The organism is Candidatus Nitrosocosmicus sp. T, assembly GCF_054408485.1.
The window spans coordinates 1,193,769-1,218,929 of sequence record NZ_CP166992.1; the positions used below are offsets into that span (position 1 = coordinate 1,193,769).

Below are 25,161 nucleotides of genomic sequence, written 5' to 3' on the forward strand. Positions count from 1 at the left end.
TTATTACCATTATACTAGTGTTATTACCATTATACTAGTGTTATTACCATTATACTAGTGTTATTACCATTATACTAGTGTTATTACCATGAATAAAAAATAAATATTTCAAAATTCGAGTTATGAAATAAGACTAAATAAGTTTTAATTTTTTAAATATTTGGCGAGATGGTCTAATAGTTCATAGATTTGATCCTGACTATGATTACTATTGAGTGATATTCTTAAACGCGCCTCATTTCTTTTAACTGTAGGATATCGTATGGCCTGTACAAAAAAATGTTGTCGTAATAATCTTTTCGAAATATCTAAAGCTTTTTTTTCAGATCCTATTAATATTGGAATTATGGGACTGTATTCGATTTTTCGACTGTTAATTTTTTGTTCATTTGCTATTTTATGGAAATAATCAATATTATTATATAATTTAATTTGGAGGATTCCCTCCTTTGCTAATTGCATTGACATCATAGCTATTTCGGCCAAATAATCTGGGAGAGCAGAAGTGAAAATAAATGGTCGTGATTTATTAATTAAATACTTTCTTACCCACTTTGAACAGCTAACATAACCACCGAAACAACCAAGTCCTTTGCTAAGACTACTAATATGAATATCTACGGTTCTATTAACGCCGAAATAGCTTGGAGTTCCACTATAATCCTTTAACTTGTTATTACCTATAATAAAGTCTCCATGTGAGTCGTCCACTATGAGTAAACAATTATTTTCCCTTGAAATCCTCGCAATTTCACTTAGATCTGCCATATCACCGTCCATACTAAAAATTCCTTCAGTTATTATTATTTTTCTTTTGTCATTATTCTTTTTTATAATCTTCTCTAATTCGATACTATCATTGTGGGGGAATGGCTGGATTTTGCTCCGAGACATCCTGCAGCCATCTATTATACTTGCATGATTTAACTCATCACTAAAAATAATGGTTTCCCCATCAGCGATACAACCAAGAACTCCTAAATTTGCCATGAATCCTGTTGGGTAAAGCAAGGATGAGCTGGTTTTCCTATGCTTTGAAAGAGCCTTCTCTAGGTTTTCTAAACTTTCTGTATTTCCACTAATTAATCTCGAGCTACATTGTGAAATCGCTGAAGTAGGTAGAGTTTTTAACTTTTTTACTAGTAATCTGTTCCTAGATAAGCCCAGATAGTCATTTGATGAAAAATTCATTACATCGGGGGCATTAATCCCCTTTACTGTATTAGAGATATCTACAATAGTTCTTAGATCTCTGTATAAGTGCTCCTTTCTTAACTCTCTTAACTTGTCTCGAAAATAATGTGAATTATTTTTGATTAAGCCCAATCTCTTTTAGCATTTTAATGTCATCAAGAGCTTTATTTCCTTTTGTAGTTAAATATCCTCCACTAATTATTCCATTAGCACCTGCTTTTAGTACTTTCATGTCATTCTCTTTTAAATGAACTTCTCTTCCTCCTGCAATTTTAAGAATAACTCTAGGCATAAGAAAACGAAATGTTGCAATAGTCCTAATTATTTCCTCTTCAGTCAGCAAGGACTTGTTAAACAATGGCGTTCCTTCTCTACCTATCAACATGTTTACAGGGACTTCGTCAGGATTCAACGATTGTAAAGCAATACCCAATTCTACTCTCTGTTCGATCGATTCTCCCATACCTATAATCCCACCACTACACAACTCCAATCCGGATTCTTTCACAACTTTAGCGGTATTAATTCTATCTTCGTATTTATGAGTAGTACAAATCTTATCAAAGAAACTTTTCGCCGTTTCTAAATTATGATTATACCTCTTGACCCCTAATTTCTTTAGTATTTGAGCCCTATCTCTGGTCATAAAACCCAAAGAGGTGTTAACATCTATATCTAGCCTTTCTTTTATTAGCTTTATAGTATCGCATATTTGAATGAAATCCGGTTCTGGTGGAGCGCGATAAGCACAGACTATACAAAAACTATTTGCCCCATTATCCTTTGCTGCTTTTGCTTGGGCTAATATCTCCTCCGCGGTTAATAGAGGATATTTTTTGATTTCTGTGGTGTTAAATGTCGATTGAGAGCAAAAAGAACAATCTTCTGGACATCGGCCAGATTTGGCATTAACTAGGGTTTCAACATCAATTCCGTCGCCCCCGAATTTCTGTGTAATTTGATTAGCACAATCAGCTAGCAATTCGAGATCAGTAGTATTAATTAACTTCATGGCGTCATGGAAATTAATTTTTTTATCTGAGAAAACGTTAAACATTTTTTCGTAGATAAAATCCTTAGTCAAATTACTCATTTGATAACGCTTTTAGATAATAACTTCCTTATATTAGTATTTTAGTATTTCCTCAGTGGTTTTTAAAAAACGGAATTCGTCTTAAATGTAGTAATAGTGATTTGTCTATAAAAGGACCGATTTTCATACAGTCTTATAATCAGACCGATTTTCATACAGTCTTATAATCAGACCGGTTTTTTTACCATTGTTATTTGGATTATCGTTTAAACTTTTTTAATACTTACTCGTATTATTTTGACTACCTTTTTTTTACTCTCAGCAATGAATAGAATATGTGAAATATGCTTTTGCTTACTTGCGAGTAAGTACGGAAGAACAAACTGTATTAAATCAGAAGTTGGCAATGCAAGACTGGGCACAGTCACATGACTTTCAGATCTTGGATTATTTCGAAGACTCCTCAATTAGCGGAAAAACAGCCGCAATAGGCCGCAAAGGATTCCAAGAATTGTTAAAAATAGTAGCATTAGAATCTGTCGATGCAGTATTGGTCTATGAACTTTCTCGGGTAGGTCGTACATTTTGGGATACTTTGGAAGCTATCAAGGCCATTGAACAGTATTCTCCCTTAATCTCATGTTCTGCCCGGGAAACTTTCCTCCAAACTACTGAACCAAGCATTAGAAAGCTTATGTTGGGTATTCTGACCTGGGTCGCAGAGCGTGAAAGAGAACTTTTAGTTCAAAGAACCAAAGATGGTATTATCAGGGCTAAATCTGTAGGAAAACATATAGGAAGACCTAGAAAAGAATTGAATACTTCTGTTTTAATTAGTCACCTTTCTCAAAATAAATCTAAATTAAGAATCGCGAAGGAATTAGGAGTTTCTAAAGCTACCCTTTATAAAAATTTAAGAAAGCTTGCCCACTAGCGATTATTTCTTCCATTAATATCTTTAACAATCTCCAATTGAGTATCTATAATTTTATTAAGAGAGTTTGTGTCAATTGCTAAAGGTGGTATAACTATCATTGTAGCTCCTAAAGACCTAAGTAAAACTCCTCTCTTAAGTGATTGGTTCATAACAAAATAGCTTATGGGGATGTTATCTACCATAGTAATGGGTTTACCATTCACTGCAAGTTCAAATCCAGCTAATAATCCTTTTGCTCTGATATTTTTTACTATTGGAATAAATTGAAATTCCCTCAACCTCTTCTTAAGTTGTTTGGCATTTGATCTTATCTTGCTTATCAGATTATTCTCCTCGTACATTCGAAGATTTTCAATGACAGCCGTGCATCCAATTGGGTGTCCAGCATAGGTGTGACCATGAAACAGGTGCTTTTGATCTCCCATAGAGCCAGAAAATTCTTGGAATATTTTGTTGGAAGAAACGGTAAGGGCTAAAGGAAAATAACCCCCTGTTATTGCTTTTCCAAAACACGCTATGTCTGGGACGGTTTCTTGGGCGATGTATTCTATCATATTTCCAAGTCTCCCAAAGCCGGTCGCAATTTCGTCTAAAATAAACAAGATATTATGCTTTTTACACATTTCACTAATTCTCTTTTGATAGTCATTTGGGTAAATATTAACCCCACCAGCCACCTGCGCACCGCTTTCCATTATTAGTGCAGCAGTTTTATTTGCATTTTTCTCAATTAACTTCTCTGTTCTTTCTAACAATAGATTCAACTTTTCTGAATTAACTATTCCATCAAGGGACGTCCTTTTAGGATTCGGAATTACATTACATTTGCACAACAATCTTTTATAACTCTTAAAGTATTTGTCGACATAACCTACCGACATCGCTCCAATGGTATCACCATGATAACCGTCAGCAAGTGACAAAAATGATGTTTTCTTCATATTTCCCTGATTGTACCAGTATTGTAAAGCTATTTTTAATGCGGCTTCAATAGCGGAAGAACCATTATCGGTAAAAAACACCTTATTCAGACCCTTTGTCAATTTTATGAAATTATTGGAAAGCTCGATTGATTTATCATTTCCAATTCCAAAAATAGTTGAGTGAGGTATTTGTTTGATCTGGTTGATCATCGCATTGGTAATTCGATTCTTACTGAATCCCCAAACATTGCACCACATATTAGAAATTCCGTCAAGGTATTTGTTACCATCATCGTCATAAAAATAAAAATGTTTTCCTGATCTGATAATTCTTCTCTTTATATATCTGGAATAATCATGCATCTGTGTATAAGGATACCATATGTTGTCACTTTTTGACAAATATAAATTACCTAATCTTTTATTGATTAATAAATTCTTTATGTTTTAATTCTTGAAACTTATATTGATAGTCTGCTTATGTAAACTGTTAACCTAAATGGATATGAAGGATTTAATGTACTCAGCAATCGATCAACTTGGAAGAGATTTTATCAAAACGAAAATCAAAGATAACATTTTGAATTCCGAGTGTATAATCAATCAAATTTTTGAAAAATGTGCTAAATCAAGAGGTACTCAGCACCTAACTCCTTTTGAATGTATCTCCTTAGCTGAAGCTTTGATGCATTATTTACTTGCAATTACTATAACACCGTCACAGAGAAAAATTAAAATAAATAATATCGAAATTAGCATTTTTGTTCCCAGTGCTGGCGGTTTAAAGTATGGTGGAGATAAAGTATTGGTCATCCAATTTCTGAAAGAGGGTAAAATTGAAAATGAGCATACTGTCAGCAGTTTATTGGAAATACAACCAACTTTAGATAATATATGGTTAGTTTCCCACAGTCCTGTAGTAACCCTTTTCCCATTGAAAAATTTTGTAATAAATACTCAGTTGATTGGAACAAATGAACTTGTACAACCATTCTCACGATTGATGATTCAGATCATTGCCTTTCTGAATAAAATTAATTATACCGGTTTTCGAATTCTCTAAAATTGAGTATTTCTTGATATTTCATAACTCGAATTTTGAAATATAGATTGGTTTAAGGTATATGAAGAAGTATAGAATTGAATTCTACGCATCAAGAGCTGAATACACTGAAATAAGAGGTTATTTCGAAAAAATACCTCTTGAGGTAATAATGGCTGGACTTCGATTTTCAAATAATAGATACCGGGCTAATATAGGTGGTTACTTAAATCCAGGACGCAAAAGTTTAGTCAAAAAGGAGACCGCACTATTGACAAAAAAGCAAGCTAAAGTTAGGTTAAAAAACTGGAAAATCATGATAAAAAAATATCGAGAAAGTGGTTATAGCTATCCAACCATTTACCGCATAAAAATGAGGCTGGATGCCATTGTCAATGATATAGATATCTAAATAGAGATAGTTTGTTGTATGTCAGTATAGAGAGTTACTTTCTGAGATTTTAGAATCCAATCCTGTATTTGGTAAATCCGGAAATTTATCCTTCATGTTCTGTTCGACAATGGCGCTAGCCTCTTCAATTATTTTTAAAGCATCCTCGCTTACAGTATTTGTGTTTCCACTAATTTCAGACCCCGTTGGAATCTGTCCAGAATCATTCATGATACCATTTAATATATCTGTGATCTTTCCAAACGACTGTCCGGCTTCTGGTATCATCGAATTTAACCCACCCTGAATATTCTTAATTACCGACATCGCTGGACTCAGAGTAACCACCACATCGCCAAGCTCGGTGATAGTATTTAATCTAAGTTGAATTTGTTCTAAGGCAAGTTTTGCGGATGTTATCATCTTATTCATTTTCCTGATTTGCGATAATTCATTGGAAAGGATTTTTGCATATTGACTATCATGATTCTGCATTGCACTAATAATTCTCTTAAATATGATTTGATCTTTCTCGTCCATCTTAGATGACATACTTTCTAATTTTGCGATCTGAGAGTGCAGCCTCTTTTGTGCCTCTTCAATTCTAGGTTTTAATGGGGAGGGGGGTTTTATATTCTCTAATAATTTCATACCTACGTTGCTAATTTCATTTTGTGGTTTGATCCATTTGTTGCTGAAAGACATTTAATTTTATACCCTCTCCCAATGTAAAATTTTGTATATAAAGATGTATTTTTCTCCATTGTTGTAACCGAAGCGACAACAATCAATGGTTACAAAAGCTTTGCTTCAATATTAAACAGGATAAGCGCCGCAAGTCTTACAGAAACTGCCATTCCAAATAAATATGGTGTTACAGTGCGAGCATCTTTTAGATTTCATAATTTGAGAACCGATTTCATGAAATGGAGCGTCAAAAAATTTTCTATATATGCGGTAATAAAATAAATGCTCCTTATTCCTTATTAAAACCCTTTCGTTTTTTGCTTTTGTGAACCCTGCAAGAAAATCTTCATCGGTAATCCTCTTTTCTAAATAAGGCAAAACCTTGATTATGCCTGAGCCACTTTCTAATGCTTCCTTTCTTCTCCAAGCAATCTCTTCTCCCAGTATTTCCTTAAAACAATTTCTCAAAAAAAATTTTCCATAAATTATACCATGATGGGTAGCGATTTTCTCGTTTACTGATAATGACTGACTGAACTTTATAATTAATTCGTCAAGAAATGGAGTTATTATCCTCAGATTATATTTTTTTGATAATTGAAATGATATAAACTCCATGTTTTGACTTATTTCATCCAACTTTGTCTGCAAAATCTCTGGAGACTTTATGTATCTACTCAGGAAATTATATCCACCAAAGAGTTCATCTGCTCCATCCCCTAAAATGATTGCATTTGCCTTTAGTCTTGTTGCCTCTTTAAATCCTAAAAGTTGAACCACACTATTTTTTAAAAATATTGGGTCGAATGTCTTAAAATCTCTTATTAGCTCCTCCAGATTTTCAAAGACTTCTTCGATTCTGGGCATTACGATGTAATGATTTTTAGAATATTTCTTAGCGACGACCGACGAATATCTATAATCGGATGAATATGGATCGATAGATATGGTTATGGCGTCTCTGGGACGCATATAAAAAAGGAGCAGAGTGCTATCTAAACCTCCTGATAGTAAGATTGATTCTCCATGGACCCGTTTACATACTCTACGAAGAAGTTCTTGAAATTCGCTACATAAATTTAACAAATATTATGATATCAATTTTACGTTTATAAATCTAAATCGTTAAACTTTAAACCAAAATGGAATTTAGAGCAAAAAAAAAATGTATTAATCCTTCATGCGGGAAGGAATATTCCATAGATAATAATATTTATCAATGCTCTTGCAGCTTTCTTCTAGATATAGAATATCCGGATGTACCGAATAGAAATCTTACTGAAGTATTTTATCAACGACGCAATTTTGGGGGAAATATATTCAATGAAAGTGGGGTATGGCGTTATAGGGAGTTACTAAACTTTGTTGATATTGACACCGAAAACGTGCAAGAATGTGCAAAATTTCTGGTTTCATTGGATGGATCAGAGGGTAGATCATCCAGACCTTACCAAATGAGTAAAGTTGCAAAGTACGTTAACTTACCTACCAATAATTTATTTCTGCAGCCAGAAGGTTATAACCCCAGTGGATCTTTCAAGGATAATGGAATGGCAGCTGCAGTTACACATGCAAAGTTACTAAATGTTGAAAAAATAGTTTGTGCCTCTACAGGAAATACTTCTGCATCAGCTGCAATGTATGCCTCAAATGAGGGAATAAATTGTGATGTTTACATCCCAAAGGGTGAAATAGCTCCAGGAAAGTTGGGTCAAGCATTTCAGTTTGGCGCTCAAGTACTTGAAGTAGATGGTAATTTTGATGATGCCCTGGCGCTATCTTTAGCCATGGCCTCGAAAGAAGGGGGATACACTGTCAATTCGTTGAATCCATTTAGGATTGAAGGTCAAAAAACTATAATATTTAGAATCATGGAATATCTCAATTGGAACCCACCTGACTGGATTGTATATCCGGGAGGAGCTCTAGGAAATATATCCAGCTGTGGGAAGGCGCTTATGGAGCTCTATAAATGGGGATGGATAAAAAAGATACCTCGCGTTTTGGTCGTCAATGCTACAGGTGCAAATACTTTTTATCAATTAGTAAATGGTTTGTTTGAGGATACTAAACTAAAATGGAATGGCGGTAAAGTTGATACAGGTCTTATTGACCGATTCTATCAAAAACAACAAGAAAAGAACATTCTACCTAAAACACAAGCAACCGCAATTCAAATTGGCAAGCCAGCAAATATAATTAAGGCACTGAGAACCATCGATTTTACAGATGGCATTGTAGAACAGGTTGCTGACATCGATATGATGGATGGAATGACCATCGTAGGGCTGAATGGATTTGACTGTGAGATGGCATCAGGCTCAGTCCCTGCCGGAATAAAGAAATTATGTGAAAAAGGATTGATAAAAAAAGATGAGATTGTAGTAGGAGTATTAACAGGTAGACAGAAAAATCCATCAATTGTTATTCAATATCATTTACTCAAGTCTAACAAATATTCAAAACCACCACGTGAATTACTTAATTGAAGCCTTAGTAGTGGCTTTTTCGATCGCATATAATGTTGAAAGAACTGCATGGGACTTGTCTTCGGTTTCTTGATATTCTTTGTCGGGTATTGAATCTATTACAATTCCTGCCCCAGACTGCGTAAACGCCTTTTCTTTATTAAGAAAGATCGACCTTATGGTTATGGCGAAATCACAAGATTGATTGAATGAAAAATAGCCCATAGCACCAGCATATGGTCCTCTACTTTCCGGTTCTAGCTCATTTATTATTTCCATCGCTCTTATTTTTGGAGCTCCTGAAATGGTACCAGCTGGAAATAATGCTTTAAACGCATCAAATGAATCATATTTTGGATCTAACACACCCTGTACATGCGATACAATATGTTGAATATGGCTAAACTTTTTTACTTTCATCAATTCTGAAGTGATTACCGACCCAAATTGACAAACCTTTCCAAGATCATTGCGGGCTAAATCTACCAACATGGTGTGCTCAGCTATTTCTTTTTGATCTTTTAATAGTTCTCTTCGTAGGCGTTCTGTAACTTCCTTATCTTTAGAAACTGGTCGCGAGCCAGCGATGGGGTATGTTTCGACTTGGCCGCCAGTGATCCTTAGTAACATTTCGGGACTGGATCCAAGTAAAATCCTAGAACCGGTTTTATAATAAAACATGTAAGGAGAAGGGTTAATTTTCCTGAGCTCATCATATAATTGCAGAGGGTTACCATTAAAAGTAAACTTTATTTTCTTTGATAATACTGTTTGAAAGACATCTCCAACAAATAGGTGATCCTTGATTTGATTCACTTTATCTTCAAATGTTTTTTTCTTTATACTTCTCTTGGGGAGGGAAAATGTCGAGTCATACTTACCTGCTAACTTACTTTTGCCTTTTACAATCTTTCTAATTGTCTCAATTCTTGATTTTTCATAAAAAAAATATTCTAGTTTCTTTTTTGTATGAATGGTACACTAAACCATCATCGAAATACCCAAATTCAAGAAGGGGAAATATTGTCCTACTTTTGACATTGATTTTCTCCCAATATTTTATAGCCTCATAGGAAAAATAACCCACTAGTCCACCAACATATCTGTAATCTTTGTTAGTGATTCTTGGAAAACAATTTTTTAATGTGTACAGCGGGTCTGTGATTGAAATTTTTCTTATAATTCTATTATTGTGATATACTAGTAACGTATTAGTATTGCATTTAATTTTGTATTTAGGACCAAATCCTATTATTGAAGATTCGGCTAATTCCTGGGGTCCTTCTAATGATTCAAAAATGAAAAGATCGTTGAACTCATAACTTATCCTCTTGAAGATATCAAATGGATGCATACTTGTTTCCAAAATAATAAAAGTAGGTTCATTGTCAAGCTTGAAGAGTTTCTCTAAATCATTTGACACTAAATATCCCTATCTAACGTAAATCTGCTAAATCATCATTATTAAAAGTGCCTCTGACTGAAAGTGGCTTTCTACCCATAAAACCCTCATTTTTTCCATGCCAAAATTTAATTTTATCCTCACCTATCTTCCAACACAACCAAACTTCCTCGTTAAAACGTTTTGAAGGAAAATCTAATAGGCCCTCCTCAAAACTCTTAATCAATATACCTAATCCTTCAAGCTCTTCGATATCTTTATAGAGTTCGATAAGTGCTTTGTTCACTAGCCCTTTCTTCATAAAATATGCTTCATGTGATGATTCTAGATTTAATATAGAATTCAGTTCGACCTGAAGTTCCATAATATTATTTCTTTGATTCAGAATCTTGACAAATTTAGCCCTTACTTCTGGTAATATACTGTTAGCTTTGATCGGGGTAAATAATTTAATCATAATAGAGAAAAAGGGCAATAAATATTTATTTTTATTTGAGAACAAATATGGATTAATAATAGAATTACTCAACTGAATTCATATGGGTATCATCAAGAACAAAGGTGCTATTCTTAGATATCATAATTGTAAATCATTACGTGATTCCCTCAATGCTTTGAATTATGCTTTCAAATATTGTGATCCTCAAAGGCTCGTTAATCAGTCTATTCGCATAGATTCAGATGTGCAAATCACCGATATGAATAATAGGGTACATCAATTTGACCTACCTAACAAACAATCGACATTAGTAATTAGCGTTGGCAAAGCATCTGAAAAAATGTTAGTTGGATTGATTGATAAAATGAGTGATAGAATAAAGAATGCCATATTGATTGTCCCTGTTGGCTATGTAATACATAAAAAAAATTTTAAAATATTGGATCAAACATCGATAATCCACTCATCTCATCCGATCCCCAATCTAAAAAGTACCTTGGCTGCTAGAAAAGTGGTTAAGGAATTGCAAAATAAAAAAGGTATCGAGTTAATAATCTTCCTAATATCTGGCGGTTCGTCCTCTCTAATAGTATCACCTGTTAGGGGGATTACTCTTGAGGATAAAAAAATTATTAATAAGTTACTGATAACTTCTGGTGCTAACATAAGGGAGATAAATATAGTTAGAAAGCATCTGTCTCAAATCAAGGGGGGTAAAATATTGCGCGAAATAGACACTAGAACTCCGGTCATAGGTTTAATTCTATCTGATGTTGTAGGTGATCATCTCGATACCATAGGGTCGGGTTTGACAGCTTCAGACAGGTCTTCCTTTAGTGATGCACTTTCTATTTTGGATAAATATTCCATTTTAAACCAGAAATCTAAATCCATCAGGAAGATAAAATTTATACTAGAATCGGGAGTTTTGTCCAAAATACCTGAGACAGTAAAACCAAAGGAGTTTCATTTAAGAGCTGTTACCAACATAATCATTGGAAACAATTCAAGATTTTGTCAACTCATCCAAGAATATTTTGAAACACAGGGGTATTTTACAAATTATATGGGCTCCAATTACGGAATTTCAATATCCGCTTTCATTAAAATTGCATCGAAAATCATTAATACAAAACTCCAACCTAAAACCTGCATCCTTTTAGGTGGAGAAGTCACCAATACGATATCAGGTAGAAATATTGGAATTGGGGGTAGAAATCAGGAGGCAATTTGTAATATGTTGCAGTTAATAAAGAGTTCTGATCATCATGATTTTTCCATTATTTGTATCGGCACTGATGGTATTGATGGAAACTCCACTTCTGCTGGCGGATTCATCTCAAAAAAGACTATTGAGCTATTGAAACGTAAAAACCTCGATGTTGGTCATTACCTTAAAAGCAAAAACTCTAACGTATTGCTTAAAAATTTACATTCAACAATAAACACAGGCTATACGGGCGCAAACTTTAACGACGTTTATCTTTTCGTTAGAGATAAATGACAATAAATAAATGACAATAGTTTCTCTAATTTCTGGCTATATAGTCCATTCTATAGGAATATCTTGATATAGTCCATTTGGAAGTATTCTCCTAATAGAAATAGGCAAAGTTTTCTTTTCCAGTTCGTATTTTGCTATCATGATGGTATCTGTAAGTTCTGGGGGTATCTTTGTTAAAATAGGGGCTCCCAATGATAATTGCAACGATCTGGCTCCTGTAATCCTAGCTTTTTCAAATCTAGTTAATCTAGAAGGACCAATCAGGATTTTATCATTATCATATGCAATCTCCTGTAACTTGAATTCTACATCGGCGTCATAAGTCTTGTATACTATTACCGTATTTGACTCTATATTACCTGCTGCTCCTAGTTTACTAGAAGGATCTTCTGACTGTAAGTTAGCTTTGATCCCATCATCATTTTTTTCTAATTCCGATTCATCTTTCGTCACTGAAGTTGATTTCTTTTTTGCTCGCTTGACCGCCACTACTATGCAAAAAGATTAATTTATATAATTAAATGTTGCTGAAAGTTCATATTTATAAACCTTTTATCGATATTTATGTCATCTGAGTTTCAGAGTGTTTCGAGAATACCTATAAAGATAGAGCTTAATCAGGCACGCGAATTACAAGGCGAATTTAGAAGACATCTATCACCCTTAACTATAAAGAAACTAATTAGTGTATTTCCATTATTTGGTAGAATTAACAGGTACGATAGTAAATTTGTTTACATAAAGTTAGAATTACAACTGGGGGCCGAAAAACCTACTGGCTCTTTTAAAAAAGGTGATATAGCATTTTCTCCATTGGGAAGTTTTCTTTGTATCTTCACAAGTGATGCCGCATTGGACCAAAAACTGAATCTATTAGGTAGGGTTACTTCGGGTAACATCGATATATTACAATCTTTCAAAGTAGGAGATTATTTGAGCATTAACAAGTCATTAAAATAAAAAATAGTTATTTTGACTTTTGGTAAATTCTATGTCCGCTGTATCCGCCAATCACTTTTATGATGTTCTTGTTTTCTAAATTCTTTAAGAAATTATTGGCTACCGAAATTTTTACACCTGATGTCCTTGCAAAAGAATGAACTGTGATGGCTTTCATCGAATCAAGTGTCTTTAATCCTTGGGCTTCTTCAATCAATACAGAGAGCTTTTGTTTCTGCTGACTTTTAGAAGATGGAGTCTTTTTTACCTCCTCTTTTTTACCACCTTTGTTATCTTGGGATTTTGAAGTACTAGACTGACTTGACTTTTTCTTATTACCGCCCATTGCTAAACAAAATTTCTATATCCTCAGATAATTTATATCTTTAAAACTGGCTTTACTTTGAGTGTTATTCTGAAACACGTAAGAATATCCTTGCATCTGTTACGTATAGTCACTTCTGTTACTCCAGCTAATCGAGATATATCCATCTGTAATATATTGATTCCAAGTAGGACTGATGCTAGATACAGATAAGCAGCCGCAATACCATTAGGAGATTTGCCATCTGATAGTAGATGATTGTCCGTTTTCTTTGCTATCTCAATTGCCAGACGCTCTATTTTTACGTCAAACTTTGCTGTGTTCGCCAATCTAGAAATATACTGATTTATGTTAATTGATTGCATATTTACTATTGTAAAACTCTGTTTGTTTCTGTTTTGGATTTTTGGATCTTGATTTATAAAATCGGTAATTTTATTTTGTGTTTCAATTCTCAAATTGGTATCATCGTTTTCACAAATCAATACCATCGAACGATAATATTTTGAAGCCAACTTGAGGTTTTCACTAGGGTCTTCGGTGTTACCATTATATTTCACTATTTCGTTTAGTGATCTGAGGACTTTACAAATTTTACAGGCATAGTATATAGCAGCTGCAGCCATACATGCTGATGATTTTCCCTTAGTATCGTTCCTATTCTCATAATTCCTATAGATTAATGCTGCCGTTTCACATACAACTTTTGGGAAAGACATAAGTGAACAAGTCTCATTAATTTTTGATAACACGTTTGAAAGTCTCCTGTCTTTCGAATTTGAGATTCTTATAATACTATTCCATTTCCTGAGGTTGACTACCGACTTTCTGATATCATCATTGAAGTGTTTGCCAGAATAATCCTTACATTGGTTATCTATCTCAGTATGAAGACCATAATCATGATACGCAATACTATTTACTCCACTGGCTCGCAAGTTATTCGATTTATGTCCAGGGTCGCTAACAAAAGCATCAGGACCTTGATATTCCAAATTTTCTTCAACCACATATCCACATGTACTACACACAAATTCGCCTTTTACAGTATCTTGCACGAGGTTTGCACGACATTCAGGGCATTCATTCTGAAGATCTAAATCGTTCGAAATCACTCTTGTCACCTACTTTTTATTATTCTTGATTTTCCTTTTATTTTTAGTTTTGAAATTAAAGTCTCTTTTTCCTGTCATGGCAAAATACACTTTTAAACCAGCCATTTTACTCTTAGCTTGAACGAATGGAATTATAGACGCATAGGGCGACTTCACCGATCCTATCAATTCCGCAATCTTGCCAACCTTCCTGTCATTATTATCTAATACTATCAGACCAGATTTCACATGTGAATAGTTATCCTCAATTCTTACTATCAAGCGACCGCTCTTAGAAAAGTGTAGTATTTCTCCCAGCAATTCCATAGTCAAAATTCGATAATCACTATTACTTACATATTATTCTGTCAATTAAAGCTATCAAATCAATCAATTATTATTACAAAATGGTTAATCATCCATATAGGTCATGATGGGATTTGAACCCACGACCTAAGGTTTACAAAACCTTCGCTCTGCCAGGCTGAGCTACATGACCATGATTTTATTATCAATTAAATTCTGTAATTAAAAGCTTTTGTATATATAATGAAGTCCCTTTTTTTAACAGGTATATATGACTGATAACAAAAGAAAGAAAATATTCCTCGTAAACGTGAGCATCGAGAACAAACCTTTTCTCAACGACCCAGAAGGAGAAACAGTGCTTAACGATCTTATACTCAAAGAGAACTATTCCCATATAATTTCAGTCAAATCAGCTAAATCCTTCTTAATCAAGATTTTATCAAGGAACGAGGCTGAAGCGATATCGGAGGTAAAGAAAATGTGTGATGATTTAAGGATTTATAATCCTATTGTAAGTAATTGTGAACTTTCGATTAAGCAAAACACAAAATAATTAATTATTTTTCATTTACATACTATCAGTATAAAAAAACTTAAAGGTTAGAAGGAACTTTTTTATTGCAAGGCATTTGAAGGACTATGACAATGTTATCATCTGGTTAGATTATTATAATAAGAATTTTTCAAGAGGGAAAGGAAGAAAGATATCAAAATCGATGGCAGTCTATGATCCCATGATATCAGAGTTAATTGCTGCTGCCGAATCCCTGGGGTATCAAGTTGAAGAAGATCAGATCAATGATAGTGCAAGGTTTCCTAAAAGACCGCACATCAAATCAGGATATATTATGATCTTAAAGAATGAATCCTCAAAAAGCAAAATTTTAAAGGATGTCGCTGAACAAATGGTGCTAAACAGGACCAAATCAAAAGGCAGGTAGCATAACAAAGTAGATAGCCACTTTTTAAAAATATAAATAATCATAAGTAGATACGTAGAATATCTGAATTTTTACGACATGTTAAATAAATTAAGGAAATATACAAAAATTGGCCCATGAGAATATTGAAAAAATCACTTTGCGTGAAAGAACAATTCCATTAAAGGAATCAGACAGTGTCATAAAAGGTGATAAAGGCAATTCACTACATTCTGCTTCCCTGAGTTTTGCAGAAAAGCTAGAATCTCAAGTCATACAATCTATCCCTAGAGAAGCCCAGATAACAATTGTCAGGTGTGAAGCCGCAAATATAGCCCTATATACTAAGAATCCGTCATTTGCATTGAGTGAGCTATCTCTTCATTTATCGGCCCTTTCAAAATCGATGAAAAAAAGATTCATAATTAGGACTGATCCATCAATAAGACTTTCAGAGGACGATGCGCGTAATGCCATTAATAAGATACTGCCAAAAGAAATCCTTTTAACTGTAATATTTTGTGACGAAGCGACTGGCGAAGTCATTCTAGAAGTAAACAATCCAGAGGGGATAACTCCTGAGATATTTATAAAAATAGCAACAGAAACGGGATGGATTGCACATACAAGGCGGTCGCCTCATATCCCTTCTAACAGTATAAAAAATATACATTCCATATTAAAAAATTCATCCAAAGAACGCATTAGCTTTTATCAGAGTTTGGGAAAGAGAATTTTCAGGCCTCCTTTATTGTCCTCATCATTACTACATAATGGTGAACCAAATGATCAGACTGTGTTGACAGCTAAGAATCAAAACAATAATGCTAGAAATATTTCAGAAAATCTGGGTGATTATAAATCGATATATCGGTACAGCAATCTAAAAGAGGTCACAATTTACTGTTTAGGTGGTGTCAAACAAGTGGGACGGTCATGTTTTATTGTTGTTACGCCTGAGAGTAAAATAATGCTTGATTGTGGGATTAATCCCGGCGAGAATATAAATTATAATGCTTATCCAAGACTCGATTGGTTCAATTTTAATTTAGATGAATTAGATGCCGTTGTAATTAGTCATGCTCACATCGATCATCAAGGGTTTTTGCCAGCGATATTCAAATACGGATACAATGGTCCGGTCTACTGTACAGAGCCTACGTTACCTTTAATGACTTTATTGCAAATGGATTCAGTAAAGATTGCACAGAGTAATGGATCATACTTGCCTTATGAAATCAGAGACGTCAACGAGGTAATCAAACATTGTATTCCTCTTCCTTATGGCAAACCAACTGATATATCGCCTGATATTACGATAACACTAAATAATGCAGGGCATATCATGGGCAGCGCTACTGTCCACATTAATATTTCTGGAGCTCACAATATCCTTTATACTGGAGATTACAAATATGCAAAAACACAGTTACTAGATGGAGCTTTGGCTAATTATCCACGAGTCGAGACTATAATCACTGAAAGCACATATGGCGCGAGCTCAGATATAATGCCAAATCAATCTGTTGTTTATAATACATTCACTGACAGTATTAATCAAACCCTAAAAAATGGAGGCAAAGTGCTTATACCTGTACCTGCTGTTGGTAGAGCACAGGAAATAATGTTGGTCTTAGATAAAGAGATGAGAGAAGGCCGATTGGTAGAATCCCCCATATTTATTGAAGGGATGATATCGGAGGCAAGTGCCATCCATATGTCTTATGCACATTATTTAGGCTATGATGTTAGAAAATCTGTATCCGAAGGCACTAATCCGTTTTTGTCTTCTTATTTTACGGTTATAAATGGAATTAGTAAAAGAGAAGAAGTCTTTAACGATGATTCTCCTGCAATTATTATGGCGACCTCCGGCATGTTAGAAGGAGGACCATCGGTTGAGTATTTCAAGCAAATTGCTCCTAAGCCTCAAAACAAAATAATTTTTGTATCTTACCAAATAAACGGCACGCTCGGTCGCAGAGTCTTAGATGGGACCATATCTGAAGCTAGCATGATGGACAAGAATGGTAAGGTTAAAGTAATTCCAGTGAGGTGCACAAAACAAAAAATTGACGGTTTTAGTGGTCACAGTGATTTTAATCAGATATTAAACTTTGTTTCAAAAGTGAGACCCAAACGGGTACTAGTTAATCATGGGGAAAAATCTAAATCAGAGAATATTGCAGGTGTGATTTATTCTAGGATGAAGATTAGATCAAGTGTCCCTGATAATAGAGAAATCATAAAGTTAAGATAAATTTCGATAGGTTTTTTCGTGTGTATGATGTTCTTAAAGTTGAACTGATTTGGCCATAAGATACAGATGTATTAATTGTAATATTGTGTTGAGCGGAGAGGGTGCATCGCGACATTATTTAGCAAATCCTAATCATAAACTAGAAAAGTTACCACCACCACCTAAACCAGGCAAGCCAAGTACATAAAAATCTATAAGAGTAATTACTCTCTTATACTCTCTAACGCTGATACAACTTGCCATAAGCTCGTCCTGATATGTGATTGCATTTGAGGATTTTGGGTTACACCATCAAGCATACTAATTGCATTTGCAGCTCGTACTGATATACTTCCTCCTTTCTCATCCTTAAGAATGGCCAAGACCTCTCTTATCATATTTCTGATATTTCTTTGGATATTGACGTTTTTTATTAGAGAATCTAATGTAGATACTGCGTTATTTAATCTCTCTATATTTTCTTTTTGTTTTAATTCTTTCTTTGTAACTGTCAATTGAATCACACAAGTTAAATTTTACTTATTTCATATTAATAGCTTTATTTATCTGATTGTCTAAACCGGACGGGATGAAAAATTTTAATATGAATCTCATCAATAGCTGTATGTTTGAAAATGGGACTAGTCGATGAATAGGACAATCATGATTACAATATTTTGGATTGTAGGCTTTATTGGAGGGATTTCTATTTATTCACTTTTACCATCAATTATGAATTTTTTTAATTCTTTCATACCCAACTTATTTTCTAAGTATTTCTTTGAAGCTTTGATAGCAGGAATAATTGGGTCAGGGTTGAGTACCATAGCTGTACTATATTGGGTTAACAAGTCATCGAAAGAATTCTGATTCAAAATGATCCTCATTAAATATCCGCAAATTAGTTATAACTTGTATAAATGCTAATAGATGTTTTAATTGCTTTTGGGATTTCACTAGTAGCGGGTTTAATCGGTTCAATGGTTGGTATAGGAGGAGGCATAATAAATGCCCCTTATCTTAGTTATCTCAATTATATTCCCTCGCAGATATCATCAACTAGCCTTATCGCAGTTTTCTTTACCAGCATATCCTCTTCATTTCAATATATTAGAAAAGGCCTGACGGACAAAAAAATAGCAGTGATCTTGGCCTTTTCATCTATTCCTGGTACATTCATCGGTGTTTACATCTCAAATTACTTTACTTTAAGTGAGTTTAGATTCTATTTCGCGCTTATTTTAATTGCTACTTCTCTTTATTTATTATTCAGATCAAAAATACTAGGTCAGGAGAAAAGAATACCGTACCTCTCAGATAAGCACCAATACTTGGAACCCAGGAGGTTATCGATCTTGGTTATTTTTTCATTATTGGCTGGCACTTTATCGAGCAGTTTTGGCATAGGAGGTGGTATCATATTTGTGCCTTGTTTAATTATCATTCTGGGGCTTAACATGAAGACAGCTTCAGCTACTTCCCAGTTCGCTCTCATGTTTACATCTCTTGCAGGCTTAACATTATTCGTCATTGAAGGAAAACCTGACTACTTTATGGGATTCATCTTGTCAGTAGGTTCTATAATAGGAGGCACTATTGGTAGTATGCTAACTGGAAGAATGAAATCCACCATGTTGCTCAAAATATTTAGCATTTTATTACTAGTTGTATCACTGAAATTGATATATGATGGTTTAAGTTAGTGCTACAGATAATTTCGATCACAAGGTAAGAGACCTTGTATTCATCTCCTTCATACGGTATGGGTTTGGTCTAAAAATAACAACTAGTCTCTGCATAACCGGTGCATAGGTTTGTCAACTCCGAGTATAGACATTATACATTAACTATGGATACGTGATTTTTTACAATTGTATCAATCAATTAATAAATTGCTATTTTTAATACTAAATGTTTGTTGAATTGATAAATTTAGCTATAATGATATCTGGACGGGGAAGTAATATGAAAGCTATTCTTGAATCTATTAGGGGAGAAGAGGTTCACGGAATTGGTAAAATATTAGTTATTTCCAATAAACAGGATGCTTTGGGATTGAAAATTGCTGAAAAAGAATTTGGTATCAAGACCTCGACTATATTGTCAGACAAAAAAGATGGGTCGTTTGAAAGGAGGCTGGTTAATGAACTAACAAGCAATAACATTGATCCAGATACCGGTCTAATTTGCCTGGCTGGCTTTATGAAAATTTTAAGTCCATCTTTTGTGGATTTATACAAATATAGGATAATGAACGTTCATCCATCACTGCTTCCATCCTTTAAAGGTCTACGTGCACAAAAACAAGCATTGGTGGCTGGAGTAAAGATTTCGGGATGCACTGTTCATTTTGTGGATAATGGTGTGGATAGTGGACCGATAATATTACAATACCCTGTTCCAGTATATGATAACGATGATGAATTGTCATTATCAGAACGCATTCTTGTAAAAGAGCACGAAATCTATGTCAGAGCCATAAAGTTGTTTACTCTAAATCAAATTTCAGTAGTTGAAAACAGGGTTATTCAAATTTAAGGATCATTTAACCCCTTATTTTTTTATCCATATCAAGCATGAACTTGGAAATCTCTTCTTTATTCATATTCAAATATTCCTGACCCCGTTCTCTTAATCTGCTGTTAAACAACCGTAATTCTCTATGCTCTTCAAAAAAGTTATCTAGAATCAGTGTACCGTGCAAAATCGGGTTCAATAATTTATCAATATTTTGCAATAATGACTTTAAGTCACCTCTCTCAGCGGACTCTGAAGATTCATACAAGATTGCACTGATATCTTTCAATTGTTGAGTAGAAAAGAAAACCTCTTTCTTGCCTTCTAGAGGTTTTGTATGTGAGTTTCGCTTCTCAACTCCGATCTTTGATATCAATTCTTTAGTGAGCTCATATTGTTCATCCTTTCCCGTAAACGATGTCTTGACGTTTTTAATCAGTAACCCCTTATTGGCTAGTCTAGTTGTAGCATCTTGAATTTCCTCACGATCCAATCCGGTAATCCATACTATCTTACCCAAATGATCATTTCCCTGTCTGATGGATTCGAGTATTACAACCTCTATAATCCTTTTATAATCTTCCTCCATCCTGGCATTGATAAAGTCTCTGTCCTTTACTGCTTTTTTTGCATTAGCAATATCTAATTCAATGGATTTTTTTAGAGCTTCCATACCTTTCGTTGCCCTTCCATCTAACGTCAGGTAACAGGCAAAATTATACCAAGCCATGGAGTTGTTAGGATTAAAATCGATAGCCTTTTCGCAACATTCTATAGCTTTTTCGTAATTTTTTGATTTGTAATAAACCAAACCCTTCAAGTTCCAAACTTCAGGATTATTGATATCCCTATCTAATACCTGATCAAAAATGCTAATCGCCAGACTATACTGTTTTAAATGGAAATGTGAATAACCCTTCTTTATTAAAGCGTCCACGAAAAAGGGATCTATTCTAAGGGAAAGATCAAAACATCTAATAGCGTCTTCAAATTTTTCTTCAGACATCTTGTTAAGCCCCTTGTTATAAAGATTGACTTTTTTGATGTCATCTTGAGTTATTTTATAACCGCTAGCAGTACGGGAAGAATTTTCGTCCTTCTTTTCTGATAAAAGTTTCCTCCCAAAAATCTTTTCCATTATAATTAATTATACTTATCGAGAATAAATATATTTATTTTTAAAACAAAAAGATGATAACGAAGCCCACGTATCTTAAACTAGAATGTGGGAATGCTTGTATTGGTTACCTTTGCTACGATTCCAGTGAACGCAAAGTTGACTAGCAAGAACCATCCCCAGAGAAATACCTGACCTGGTACTTTACAGGGGCCTTGTTTCAGTTCAGTGTTTGTACTATTCGTAGTTTGAACAGGTGTGTCTGTTTTTACATTATCGGCAGAACAAGTCAAGTACGGTATTTCGATCGGGGATAGTGCCACCGTTTGACCAAATATAGCCGGAAAAACAAATATCCATAGCATAAAAGAAGGTATCATATATAGCATCATAGGTCTCATATTTTGCTGCTGCATCTCCATGCTCATCTTTTGCATTTGAGATTGTTTCTTTTTTAGTTCCTCAATTAACTGCTTATCTTTCTTCCTAATGGCCTCAGTGTATTTTTTTCTCCATTCTCCAGTTTCCTTCATCACAGTTTTCATTTTTTCTATATTGGTTGTCTTTCTTCTCAATAATGCCATTCCTAAATTTAACCCAATGGCGATTATAGCAGCGACAATTGCAGACGTGAACATATCGGGAAAAATTGGATGTTGAGTATAACTGGGAGTCAATCCCGGAATTTGTAATACCAACTTTTCAGACAAATTGAAAAGATCTATCAAACCAAAAGAAAATGATTTTCTGAGAGTTATTAATCTTTTTACTTGCTATTCGGTTACATTCTGTTCAAAGGAGTTATTCCTATTATGTCCATACAGCGCTTAAGAATTTCTAGGCTAGCATTCAATATTAATCCCCTGTACCACGCCAAACCTTGATCTTTTTCCTTTAGGATCGGTGATTTTTCATAAAAATTATTAAACTGTGTAGCAAGCTGGAAAAGATATTTTGAGAGTGCCTTTGGGTCTATATTATTTGCTGCCTGTTTTAGTTCAATATCATATCTACTAATGTGTTTAATCAAATCGATTTCAGCAGTAGAAAAATCCAATATCTCGGACGGGTTTTCAAAGTTAATTTGTTTATTTCGGAGGCTACCCTCGATAATCTTATTTTCAACTCGCTTACCCCGTGCGTACGCATATTGGATGTAGGAAGCAGTATCTCCCTCAAGGCTAAGTGACTCATTGATATCAAAAGTTATCATTTTTCCGAAATCAAATTTTATAAAAAAGTATCTAATTGCTGAGATGGATATCTCTTTGGATATGAATGCTATCTCTTCTGCTGAGATGTCTGGATTTCTGTTTCTCGTTTCTGCCTTTGCCCGTTGTTCAAGAATGTTTAGTGCAGCGTCTGCTTCAATGAAAATACCTTTCCTTCCGGACATGTGTAGTGAATTCTTGTCCTTTGCAGCTATACCTAGACTGTCTAAGGAACTTTGGCTTAAAATGACAGGCTCGTATCCCAGATATCTATATTTTGATGAATCCATTCCTAATTTTCCTAATATCTCGACCAACAAATTTTGAAGCCGCTCTTGTCTAGAATCGATAATTGTTATTACCTTACTTATTCTGCTAAAGTCACTTATTGATGCTTTCCCAGAATCAGAATTGGATTCAAACGGGTCATTCAGGCTTTTCTCAATATTTGTTTTGTATAAAATAGAAGAGTCCCATTGACGGGTATAAAAGACATAATCAAAGGGATTCCGCAAGTAGCCTAATTTCCAAACCGCAAAAGGAATATCCTTGGCGAAATAGGTTAAAGTCGAATCACTACGCACTAACACTTTGTCTCCTTCTTTCGCTGACTTGTACACCCAGCAACCAGCGTTTTTCCCCACTTTTTCATAGTAAATTATTTGTTTATCTCTGAGGATTGAAAAAATATCGTTCCATAGATTCGATTGGACTATTTGTGACTCAAAACATAGTAAATCATAGCGAGATTTCAATTTCCAACATGTTTTAAGTTGGTCTATGAGAACTCTGTCAACTATCGATTTGGTGAATAGTGAGGTCTCTGATTCTGGATTCTCTAATTCTTTCAGGATGATATTTCTTTTAATCTCCAAGTCAGGCCTACTTTTGTAAAGCTCGTTCGTTTTAACGTAAATTTCATTGCCACAGTAATGATCAAATTTTGTTTCTTTCTCTGATAATTTTTGATCATCTAATTTAGTGGAAAATCCAACGTGTTTAAATCCTACAATAATATCGGCTACCTGAACTCCAGAATCGTCAATGTAATTTATCACCTTGACATCTTTTCCTGCTTTTCTAAGTAATCTAAATAAACAATCCCCAATTATGGCATTTCTTAGATGACCTACGTGGAGGGCCTTATTGGGATTTACACTAGTATGTTCTATAAGTATCATTTCATTAGAATTAAAATTGTTATCATTTTCAGTTTCGGATGTTGGACTATTGATAAATTCTTTTAAGAATTCACTCACAAAGAGTTTATTGTCAATCTTAAAATTAATGAATCCTGGTCTTACGAATGAAACTGCCTCTATCAAACGTTTTTTATCTATTAATATTCTACTAGAGGGTAGAATAAAATTCACAACAAACTCCGCTATCTCATTTGGCGACTTTTTTAATTTCTTGGCTAACAAGAAGCAAATGTTTGTAGAAAAATCACCGAAATTCTTTACATGTGGTTCAGTGATTTCAAAATTGACTTCGGATTTGGTTAGGTTATAATAAGATAATACCTCTTCAAGAGATTCGTTTATTTCATTGATAACATTTTCAACAATCATTAAAATCACTAGAATGCTTTTCCTCTGATTATCAGATCAATTGCATTTATCAATCCTTCTCCTTTGGCGCCTCCAACCAGGTGAGTTGCACTATTTTGCACATCCTCCTCGGAATTTTCAAACGTAACGCTATATCTTGATTGTTTAAACATTGGGATATCGGTCCTACTATCGCCTATTGTAACCACGTCATCGACATTAATATCCAGCTTCTTCAATAAGAACGCTAGTCCTAATCCTTTATTGATTTTATTTTCATTGATATGGAATGCATAATTACTATCTATCAATGTCAAATCTAGATCATTTTCTTGAAAGATTTTATTTCCTTCATTTATATCAAACGTTCTCTCAAGGACTATTTCAGTCATTCTTTGAAAAACAGGTTTCTGTCTGACTTCTTTAATTTTTTTGGCTATTAAATTGAATCCCACCAAACATCTTACTTTATCTGCCAATAATGTATGTTCAATAGGCGAAGTAGTAATAACTCCTCCATTTTCACCTATTGCGATAGGAGTTGTTCCACCAAAGACAGACAAAGCATAAGCCTCAAGGGACGATCTGCCTGTTACATAAATTACTTTATAGCCTAATTTAACTAGATATCGAAGTTTAGCCAACGCTTCAAGATTTAGTGCTCCATTTCCGTTAAGAGTTAGGGTTCCATCTATATCAATGGCAAAGAATTTTACGGACTTCAAATGAAATCAAGGTAATAACAACGTTACATAAAAATCTAGATTTAGGGCTCTGTCAACTTATCGTCGCACCCATGTTTCCACGAAGAATGTAAAAAAGCGTCATACGGGCTATCTTATAAATAAATTCAAGTAAAAAAAATAATATGTATTTAGAACAGTATACAGTGTTTTGTTTATTTTGTGGTGAAGAGTTTG

At 34.3% G+C, this 25,161-nt stretch carries 29 protein-coding genes and 1 tRNA gene; 11 read left to right on the top strand and 19 right to left on the bottom strand.

Annotation, left to right across the window (positions count from 1 at the left end):
* Nucleotides 1-144: 144 nt before the first annotated feature.
* Together AB0A59_RS06235 and bioB are read right to left on the bottom strand one after the other, a co-directional pair.
* Complete coding sequence (locus AB0A59_RS06235; protein WP_458747213.1) at nucleotides 145-1,326, bottom strand: aminotransferase class I/II-fold pyridoxal phosphate-dependent enzyme; 1,182 nt, start codon at nucleotides 1,324-1,326, stop codon at nucleotides 145-147.
* Nucleotides 1,307-2,287 carry a biotin synthase BioB gene (gene bioB, locus AB0A59_RS06240; RefSeq protein WP_458747214.1) on the bottom strand — a complete coding sequence of 327 codons (981 nt, stop codon included), beginning with the start codon at nucleotides 2,285-2,287 and terminating at the stop codon, nucleotides 1,307-1,309. The genes AB0A59_RS06235 and bioB overlap by 20 nt, the downstream gene beginning before the upstream one ends.
* Nucleotides 2,288-2,585: 298 nt before the next feature.
* On the opposite strand from bioB, the gene AB0A59_RS06245 reads away from it, so the two are divergent.
* Nucleotides 2,586-3,161, top strand: a complete 576-nt coding sequence (locus tag AB0A59_RS06245) for a recombinase family protein (protein ID WP_458747215.1) — start codon at nucleotides 2,586-2,588, stop codon at nucleotides 3,159-3,161.
* On the opposite strand, the gene bioA is transcribed toward AB0A59_RS06245, so the two are convergent.
* Nucleotides 3,158-4,489, bottom strand: coding sequence for an adenosylmethionine--8-amino-7-oxononanoate transaminase (gene bioA, locus AB0A59_RS06250; protein WP_458747216.1), 1,332 nt, complete (start codon nucleotides 4,487-4,489; stop codon nucleotides 3,158-3,160). The genes AB0A59_RS06245 and bioA overlap by 4 nt on opposite strands.
* A gap of 115 nt (nucleotides 4,490-4,604) precedes the next feature.
* Between bioA and AB0A59_RS06255 the strand changes: the two genes are divergently transcribed.
* Both AB0A59_RS06255 and AB0A59_RS06260 read left to right on the top strand, forming a co-directional pair.
* Complete coding sequence (locus tag AB0A59_RS06255; RefSeq protein WP_458747217.1) at nucleotides 4,605-5,150, top strand: hypothetical protein; 546 nt, start codon at nucleotides 4,605-4,607, stop codon at nucleotides 5,148-5,150.
* Nucleotides 5,151-5,211: 61 nt separating this feature from the next.
* Nucleotides 5,212-5,541 carry a hypothetical protein gene (locus AB0A59_RS06260; protein WP_458747218.1) on the top strand — a complete coding sequence of 110 codons (330 nt, stop codon included), beginning with the start codon at nucleotides 5,212-5,214 and terminating at the stop codon, nucleotides 5,539-5,541.
* Between the two features lie 21 nt (nucleotides 5,542-5,562).
* Here the strand turns inward: AB0A59_RS06260 and AB0A59_RS06265 are convergent, their stop codons facing one another.
* Together AB0A59_RS06265 and AB0A59_RS06270 are read right to left on the bottom strand one after the other, a co-directional pair.
* Nucleotides 5,563-6,225, bottom strand: a complete 663-nt coding sequence (locus AB0A59_RS06265) for a Snf7 family protein (protein WP_458747219.1) — start codon at nucleotides 6,223-6,225, stop codon at nucleotides 5,563-5,565.
* 111 nt (nucleotides 6,226-6,336) lie between these two features.
* Nucleotides 6,337-7,293 (bottom strand): asparagine synthase C-terminal domain-containing protein, encoded by a 957-nt coding sequence (locus tag AB0A59_RS06270; protein ID WP_458747220.1) that lies wholly within the window; start codon nucleotides 7,291-7,293, stop codon nucleotides 6,337-6,339.
* A 56-nt stretch (nucleotides 7,294-7,349) separates the two neighbouring features.
* On the opposite strand from AB0A59_RS06270, the gene AB0A59_RS06275 reads away from it, so the two are divergent.
* Nucleotides 7,350-8,696 carry a threonine synthase gene (locus AB0A59_RS06275; RefSeq protein WP_458747221.1) on the top strand — a complete coding sequence of 449 codons (1,347 nt, stop codon included), beginning with the start codon at nucleotides 7,350-7,352 and terminating at the stop codon, nucleotides 8,694-8,696.
* Here AB0A59_RS06275 and AB0A59_RS06280 read toward each other — a convergent pair.
* From AB0A59_RS06280 to AB0A59_RS06290, 3 genes are all read right to left on the bottom strand, one after another.
* Nucleotides 8,685-9,491 (bottom strand): anthranilate synthase component I family protein, encoded by an 807-nt coding sequence (locus tag AB0A59_RS06280; RefSeq protein ID WP_458747222.1) that lies wholly within the window; start codon nucleotides 9,489-9,491, stop codon nucleotides 8,685-8,687. The two genes, AB0A59_RS06275 and AB0A59_RS06280, sit on opposite strands and share 12 nt — an antisense overlap.
* A 121-nt stretch (nucleotides 9,492-9,612) precedes the next feature.
* The gene (locus tag AB0A59_RS06285) at nucleotides 9,613-10,098 is read right to left on the bottom strand and encodes a hypothetical protein (protein WP_458747223.1); all 486 of its coding nucleotides are present in this window, start codon (nucleotides 10,096-10,098) and stop codon (nucleotides 9,613-9,615) included.
* A gap of 13 nt (nucleotides 10,099-10,111) precedes the next feature.
* Nucleotides 10,112-10,534: a DUF2203 family protein gene (locus tag AB0A59_RS06290; protein WP_458747224.1), complete on the bottom strand. Its 423-nt coding sequence runs from the start codon at nucleotides 10,532-10,534 to the stop codon at nucleotides 10,112-10,114.
* An 82-nt stretch (nucleotides 10,535-10,616) separates the two neighbouring features.
* On the opposite strand from AB0A59_RS06290, the gene AB0A59_RS06295 reads away from it, so the two are divergent.
* Nucleotides 10,617-12,020 carry a glycerate kinase type-2 family protein gene (locus AB0A59_RS06295; protein WP_458747225.1) on the top strand — a complete coding sequence of 468 codons (1,404 nt, stop codon included), beginning with the start codon at nucleotides 10,617-10,619 and terminating at the stop codon, nucleotides 12,018-12,020.
* A gap of 36 nt (nucleotides 12,021-12,056) precedes the next feature.
* Here the strand turns inward: AB0A59_RS06295 and AB0A59_RS06300 are convergent, their stop codons facing one another.
* Nucleotides 12,057-12,509, bottom strand: a complete 453-nt coding sequence (locus tag AB0A59_RS06300; protein ID WP_458747226.1) for a DNA-directed RNA polymerase subunit K — start codon at nucleotides 12,507-12,509, stop codon at nucleotides 12,057-12,059.
* Between the two features lie 75 nt (nucleotides 12,510-12,584).
* Here AB0A59_RS06300 and AB0A59_RS06305 point away from each other — a divergent pair, with 75 nt between their 5' ends.
* Nucleotides 12,585-12,980 (top strand): cyclophilin-like family protein, encoded by a 396-nt coding sequence (locus tag AB0A59_RS06305; RefSeq protein ID WP_458747227.1) that lies wholly within the window; start codon nucleotides 12,585-12,587, stop codon nucleotides 12,978-12,980.
* Between the two features lie 7 nt (nucleotides 12,981-12,987).
* On the opposite strand, the gene AB0A59_RS06310 is transcribed toward AB0A59_RS06305, so the two are convergent.
* The 4 genes from AB0A59_RS06310 to AB0A59_RS06325 form a co-directional block, all read right to left on the bottom strand.
* A complete protein-coding gene (locus tag AB0A59_RS06310) occupies nucleotides 12,988-13,305 on the bottom strand; it encodes a MarR family transcriptional regulator (RefSeq protein WP_458747228.1) in 318 nt (105 codons plus the stop codon).
* 32 nt (nucleotides 13,306-13,337) lie between these two features.
* Nucleotides 13,338-14,399, bottom strand: coding sequence for a transcription initiation factor IIB (locus AB0A59_RS06315; RefSeq protein ID WP_458747229.1), 1,062 nt, complete (start codon nucleotides 14,397-14,399; stop codon nucleotides 13,338-13,340).
* A 9-nt stretch (nucleotides 14,400-14,408) separates the two neighbouring features.
* Nucleotides 14,409-14,660 (bottom strand): H/ACA ribonucleoprotein complex subunit GAR1, encoded by a 252-nt coding sequence (locus AB0A59_RS06320; RefSeq protein WP_458747230.1) that lies wholly within the window; start codon nucleotides 14,658-14,660, stop codon nucleotides 14,409-14,411.
* Between the two features lie 143 nt (nucleotides 14,661-14,803).
* Nucleotides 14,804-14,877 (bottom strand) — tRNA-Thr (locus tag AB0A59_RS06325).
* Between the two features lie 78 nt (nucleotides 14,878-14,955).
* On the opposite strand from AB0A59_RS06325, the gene AB0A59_RS06330 reads away from it, so the two are divergent.
* From AB0A59_RS06330 to AB0A59_RS06340, 3 genes are all read left to right on the top strand, one after another.
* On the top strand, nucleotides 14,956-15,240 hold the full coding sequence (locus AB0A59_RS06330; protein WP_458747231.1) for a phosphoribosylformylglycinamidine synthase subunit PurS: 285 nt from the start codon (nucleotides 14,956-14,958) through the stop codon (nucleotides 15,238-15,240).
* 76 nt (nucleotides 15,241-15,316) lie between these two features.
* Nucleotides 15,317-15,628, top strand: coding sequence for a signal recognition particle subunit SRP19/SEC65 family protein (locus tag AB0A59_RS06335; RefSeq protein ID WP_458747232.1), 312 nt, complete (start codon nucleotides 15,317-15,319; stop codon nucleotides 15,626-15,628).
* 109 nt (nucleotides 15,629-15,737) lie between these two features.
* The gene (locus AB0A59_RS06340; RefSeq protein WP_458747233.1) at nucleotides 15,738-17,867 is read left to right on the top strand and encodes a beta-CASP ribonuclease aCPSF1; all 2,130 of its coding nucleotides are present in this window, start codon (nucleotides 15,738-15,740) and stop codon (nucleotides 17,865-17,867) included.
* Between the two features lie 203 nt (nucleotides 17,868-18,070).
* Here the strand turns inward: AB0A59_RS06340 and AB0A59_RS06345 are convergent, their stop codons facing one another.
* Both AB0A59_RS06345 and AB0A59_RS06350 read right to left on the bottom strand, forming a co-directional pair.
* A complete protein-coding gene (locus tag AB0A59_RS06345) occupies nucleotides 18,071-18,370 on the bottom strand; it encodes a UPF0147 family protein (protein ID WP_458747234.1) in 300 nt (99 codons plus the stop codon).
* A 186-nt stretch (nucleotides 18,371-18,556) separates the two neighbouring features.
* Nucleotides 18,557-18,721 (bottom strand): hypothetical protein, encoded by a 165-nt coding sequence (locus AB0A59_RS06350; protein ID WP_458747235.1) that lies wholly within the window; start codon nucleotides 18,719-18,721, stop codon nucleotides 18,557-18,559.
* Nucleotides 18,722-18,766: 45 nt separating this feature from the next.
* Here AB0A59_RS06350 and AB0A59_RS06355 point away from each other — a divergent pair, with 45 nt between their 5' ends.
* Nucleotides 18,767-19,549 (top strand): sulfite exporter TauE/SafE family protein, encoded by a 783-nt coding sequence (locus AB0A59_RS06355; RefSeq protein WP_458747236.1) that lies wholly within the window; start codon nucleotides 18,767-18,769, stop codon nucleotides 19,547-19,549.
* Nucleotides 19,550-19,787: 238 nt separating this feature from the next.
* The gene (gene purN, locus AB0A59_RS06360) at nucleotides 19,788-20,384 is read left to right on the top strand and encodes a phosphoribosylglycinamide formyltransferase (RefSeq protein ID WP_458747572.1); all 597 of its coding nucleotides are present in this window, start codon (nucleotides 19,788-19,790) and stop codon (nucleotides 20,382-20,384) included.
* A gap of 7 nt (nucleotides 20,385-20,391) precedes the next feature.
* Here purN and AB0A59_RS06365 read toward each other — a convergent pair whose 3' ends face one another.
* The 4 genes from AB0A59_RS06365 to AB0A59_RS06380 all read right to left on the bottom strand — a co-directional run bounded on the left by AB0A59_RS06365 (nucleotide 20,392) and on the right by AB0A59_RS06380 (nucleotide 24,966).
* A complete protein-coding gene (locus AB0A59_RS06365) occupies nucleotides 20,392-21,501 on the bottom strand; it encodes a tetratricopeptide repeat protein (RefSeq protein WP_458747237.1) in 1,110 nt (369 codons plus the stop codon).
* An 80-nt stretch (nucleotides 21,502-21,581) separates the two neighbouring features.
* Nucleotides 21,582-22,208 (bottom strand): EMC3/TMCO1 family protein, encoded by a 627-nt coding sequence (locus AB0A59_RS06370; RefSeq protein ID WP_458747238.1) that lies wholly within the window; start codon nucleotides 22,206-22,208, stop codon nucleotides 21,582-21,584.
* A 53-nt stretch (nucleotides 22,209-22,261) separates the two neighbouring features.
* Nucleotides 22,262-24,262, bottom strand: a complete 2,001-nt coding sequence (locus AB0A59_RS06375) for an arginine--tRNA ligase (protein WP_458747239.1) — start codon at nucleotides 24,260-24,262, stop codon at nucleotides 22,262-22,264.
* A gap of 8 nt (nucleotides 24,263-24,270) precedes the next feature.
* Entirely contained in the window at nucleotides 24,271-24,966 is a 696-nt protein-coding gene (locus tag AB0A59_RS06380; RefSeq protein ID WP_458747240.1) for a phosphoglycolate phosphatase, read from the bottom strand.
* Between the last annotated feature and the right edge of the window lie 195 nt (nucleotides 24,967-25,161).

Excerpts from the sequence above, each read along its gene's own strand:
- AB0A59_RS06355 (WP_458747236.1), top strand. The coding sequence starts at position 18,767 with ATGCTAATAGATGTTTTAATTGCTTTTGGGATTTCACTAGTAGCGGGT.
- AB0A59_RS06265 (WP_458747219.1), bottom strand. The coding sequence starts at position 6,225 with ATGTCTTTCAGCAACAAATGGATCAAACCACAAAATGAAATTAGCAAC.
- AB0A59_RS06310 (WP_458747228.1), bottom strand. The coding sequence starts at position 13,305 with ATGGGCGGTAATAAGAAAAAGTCAAGTCAGTCTAGTACTTCAAAATCC.
- AB0A59_RS06375 (WP_458747239.1), bottom strand. The coding sequence starts at position 24,262 with ATGATTGTTGAAAATGTTATCAATGAAATAAACGAATCTCTTGAAGAG.
- AB0A59_RS06290 (WP_458747224.1), bottom strand. The coding sequence starts at position 10,534 with ATGATTAAATTATTTACCCCGATCAAAGCTAACAGTATATTACCAGAA.
- AB0A59_RS06260 (WP_458747218.1), top strand. The coding sequence starts at position 5,212 with ATGAAGAAGTATAGAATTGAATTCTACGCATCAAGAGCTGAATACACT.
- AB0A59_RS06275 (WP_458747221.1), top strand. The coding sequence starts at position 7,350 with ATGGAATTTAGAGCAAAAAAAAAATGTATTAATCCTTCATGCGGGAAG.
- AB0A59_RS06365 (WP_458747237.1), bottom strand. The coding sequence starts at position 21,501 with ATGGAAAAGATTTTTGGGAGGAAACTTTTATCAGAAAAGAAGGACGAA.
- AB0A59_RS06255 (WP_458747217.1), top strand. The coding sequence starts at position 4,605 with ATGTACTCAGCAATCGATCAACTTGGAAGAGATTTTATCAAAACGAAA.
- bioB (WP_458747214.1), bottom strand. The coding sequence starts at position 2,287 with ATGAGTAATTTGACTAAGGATTTTATCTACGAAAAAATGTTTAACGTT.
- AB0A59_RS06295 (WP_458747225.1), top strand. The coding sequence starts at position 10,617 with ATGGGTATCATCAAGAACAAAGGTGCTATTCTTAGATATCATAATTGT.
- AB0A59_RS06330 (WP_458747231.1), top strand. The coding sequence starts at position 14,956 with ATGACTGATAACAAAAGAAAGAAAATATTCCTCGTAAACGTGAGCATC.
- purN (WP_458747572.1), top strand. The coding sequence starts at position 19,788 with ATGATATCTGGACGGGGAAGTAATATGAAAGCTATTCTTGAATCTATT.
- AB0A59_RS06305 (WP_458747227.1), top strand. The coding sequence starts at position 12,585 with ATGTCATCTGAGTTTCAGAGTGTTTCGAGAATACCTATAAAGATAGAG.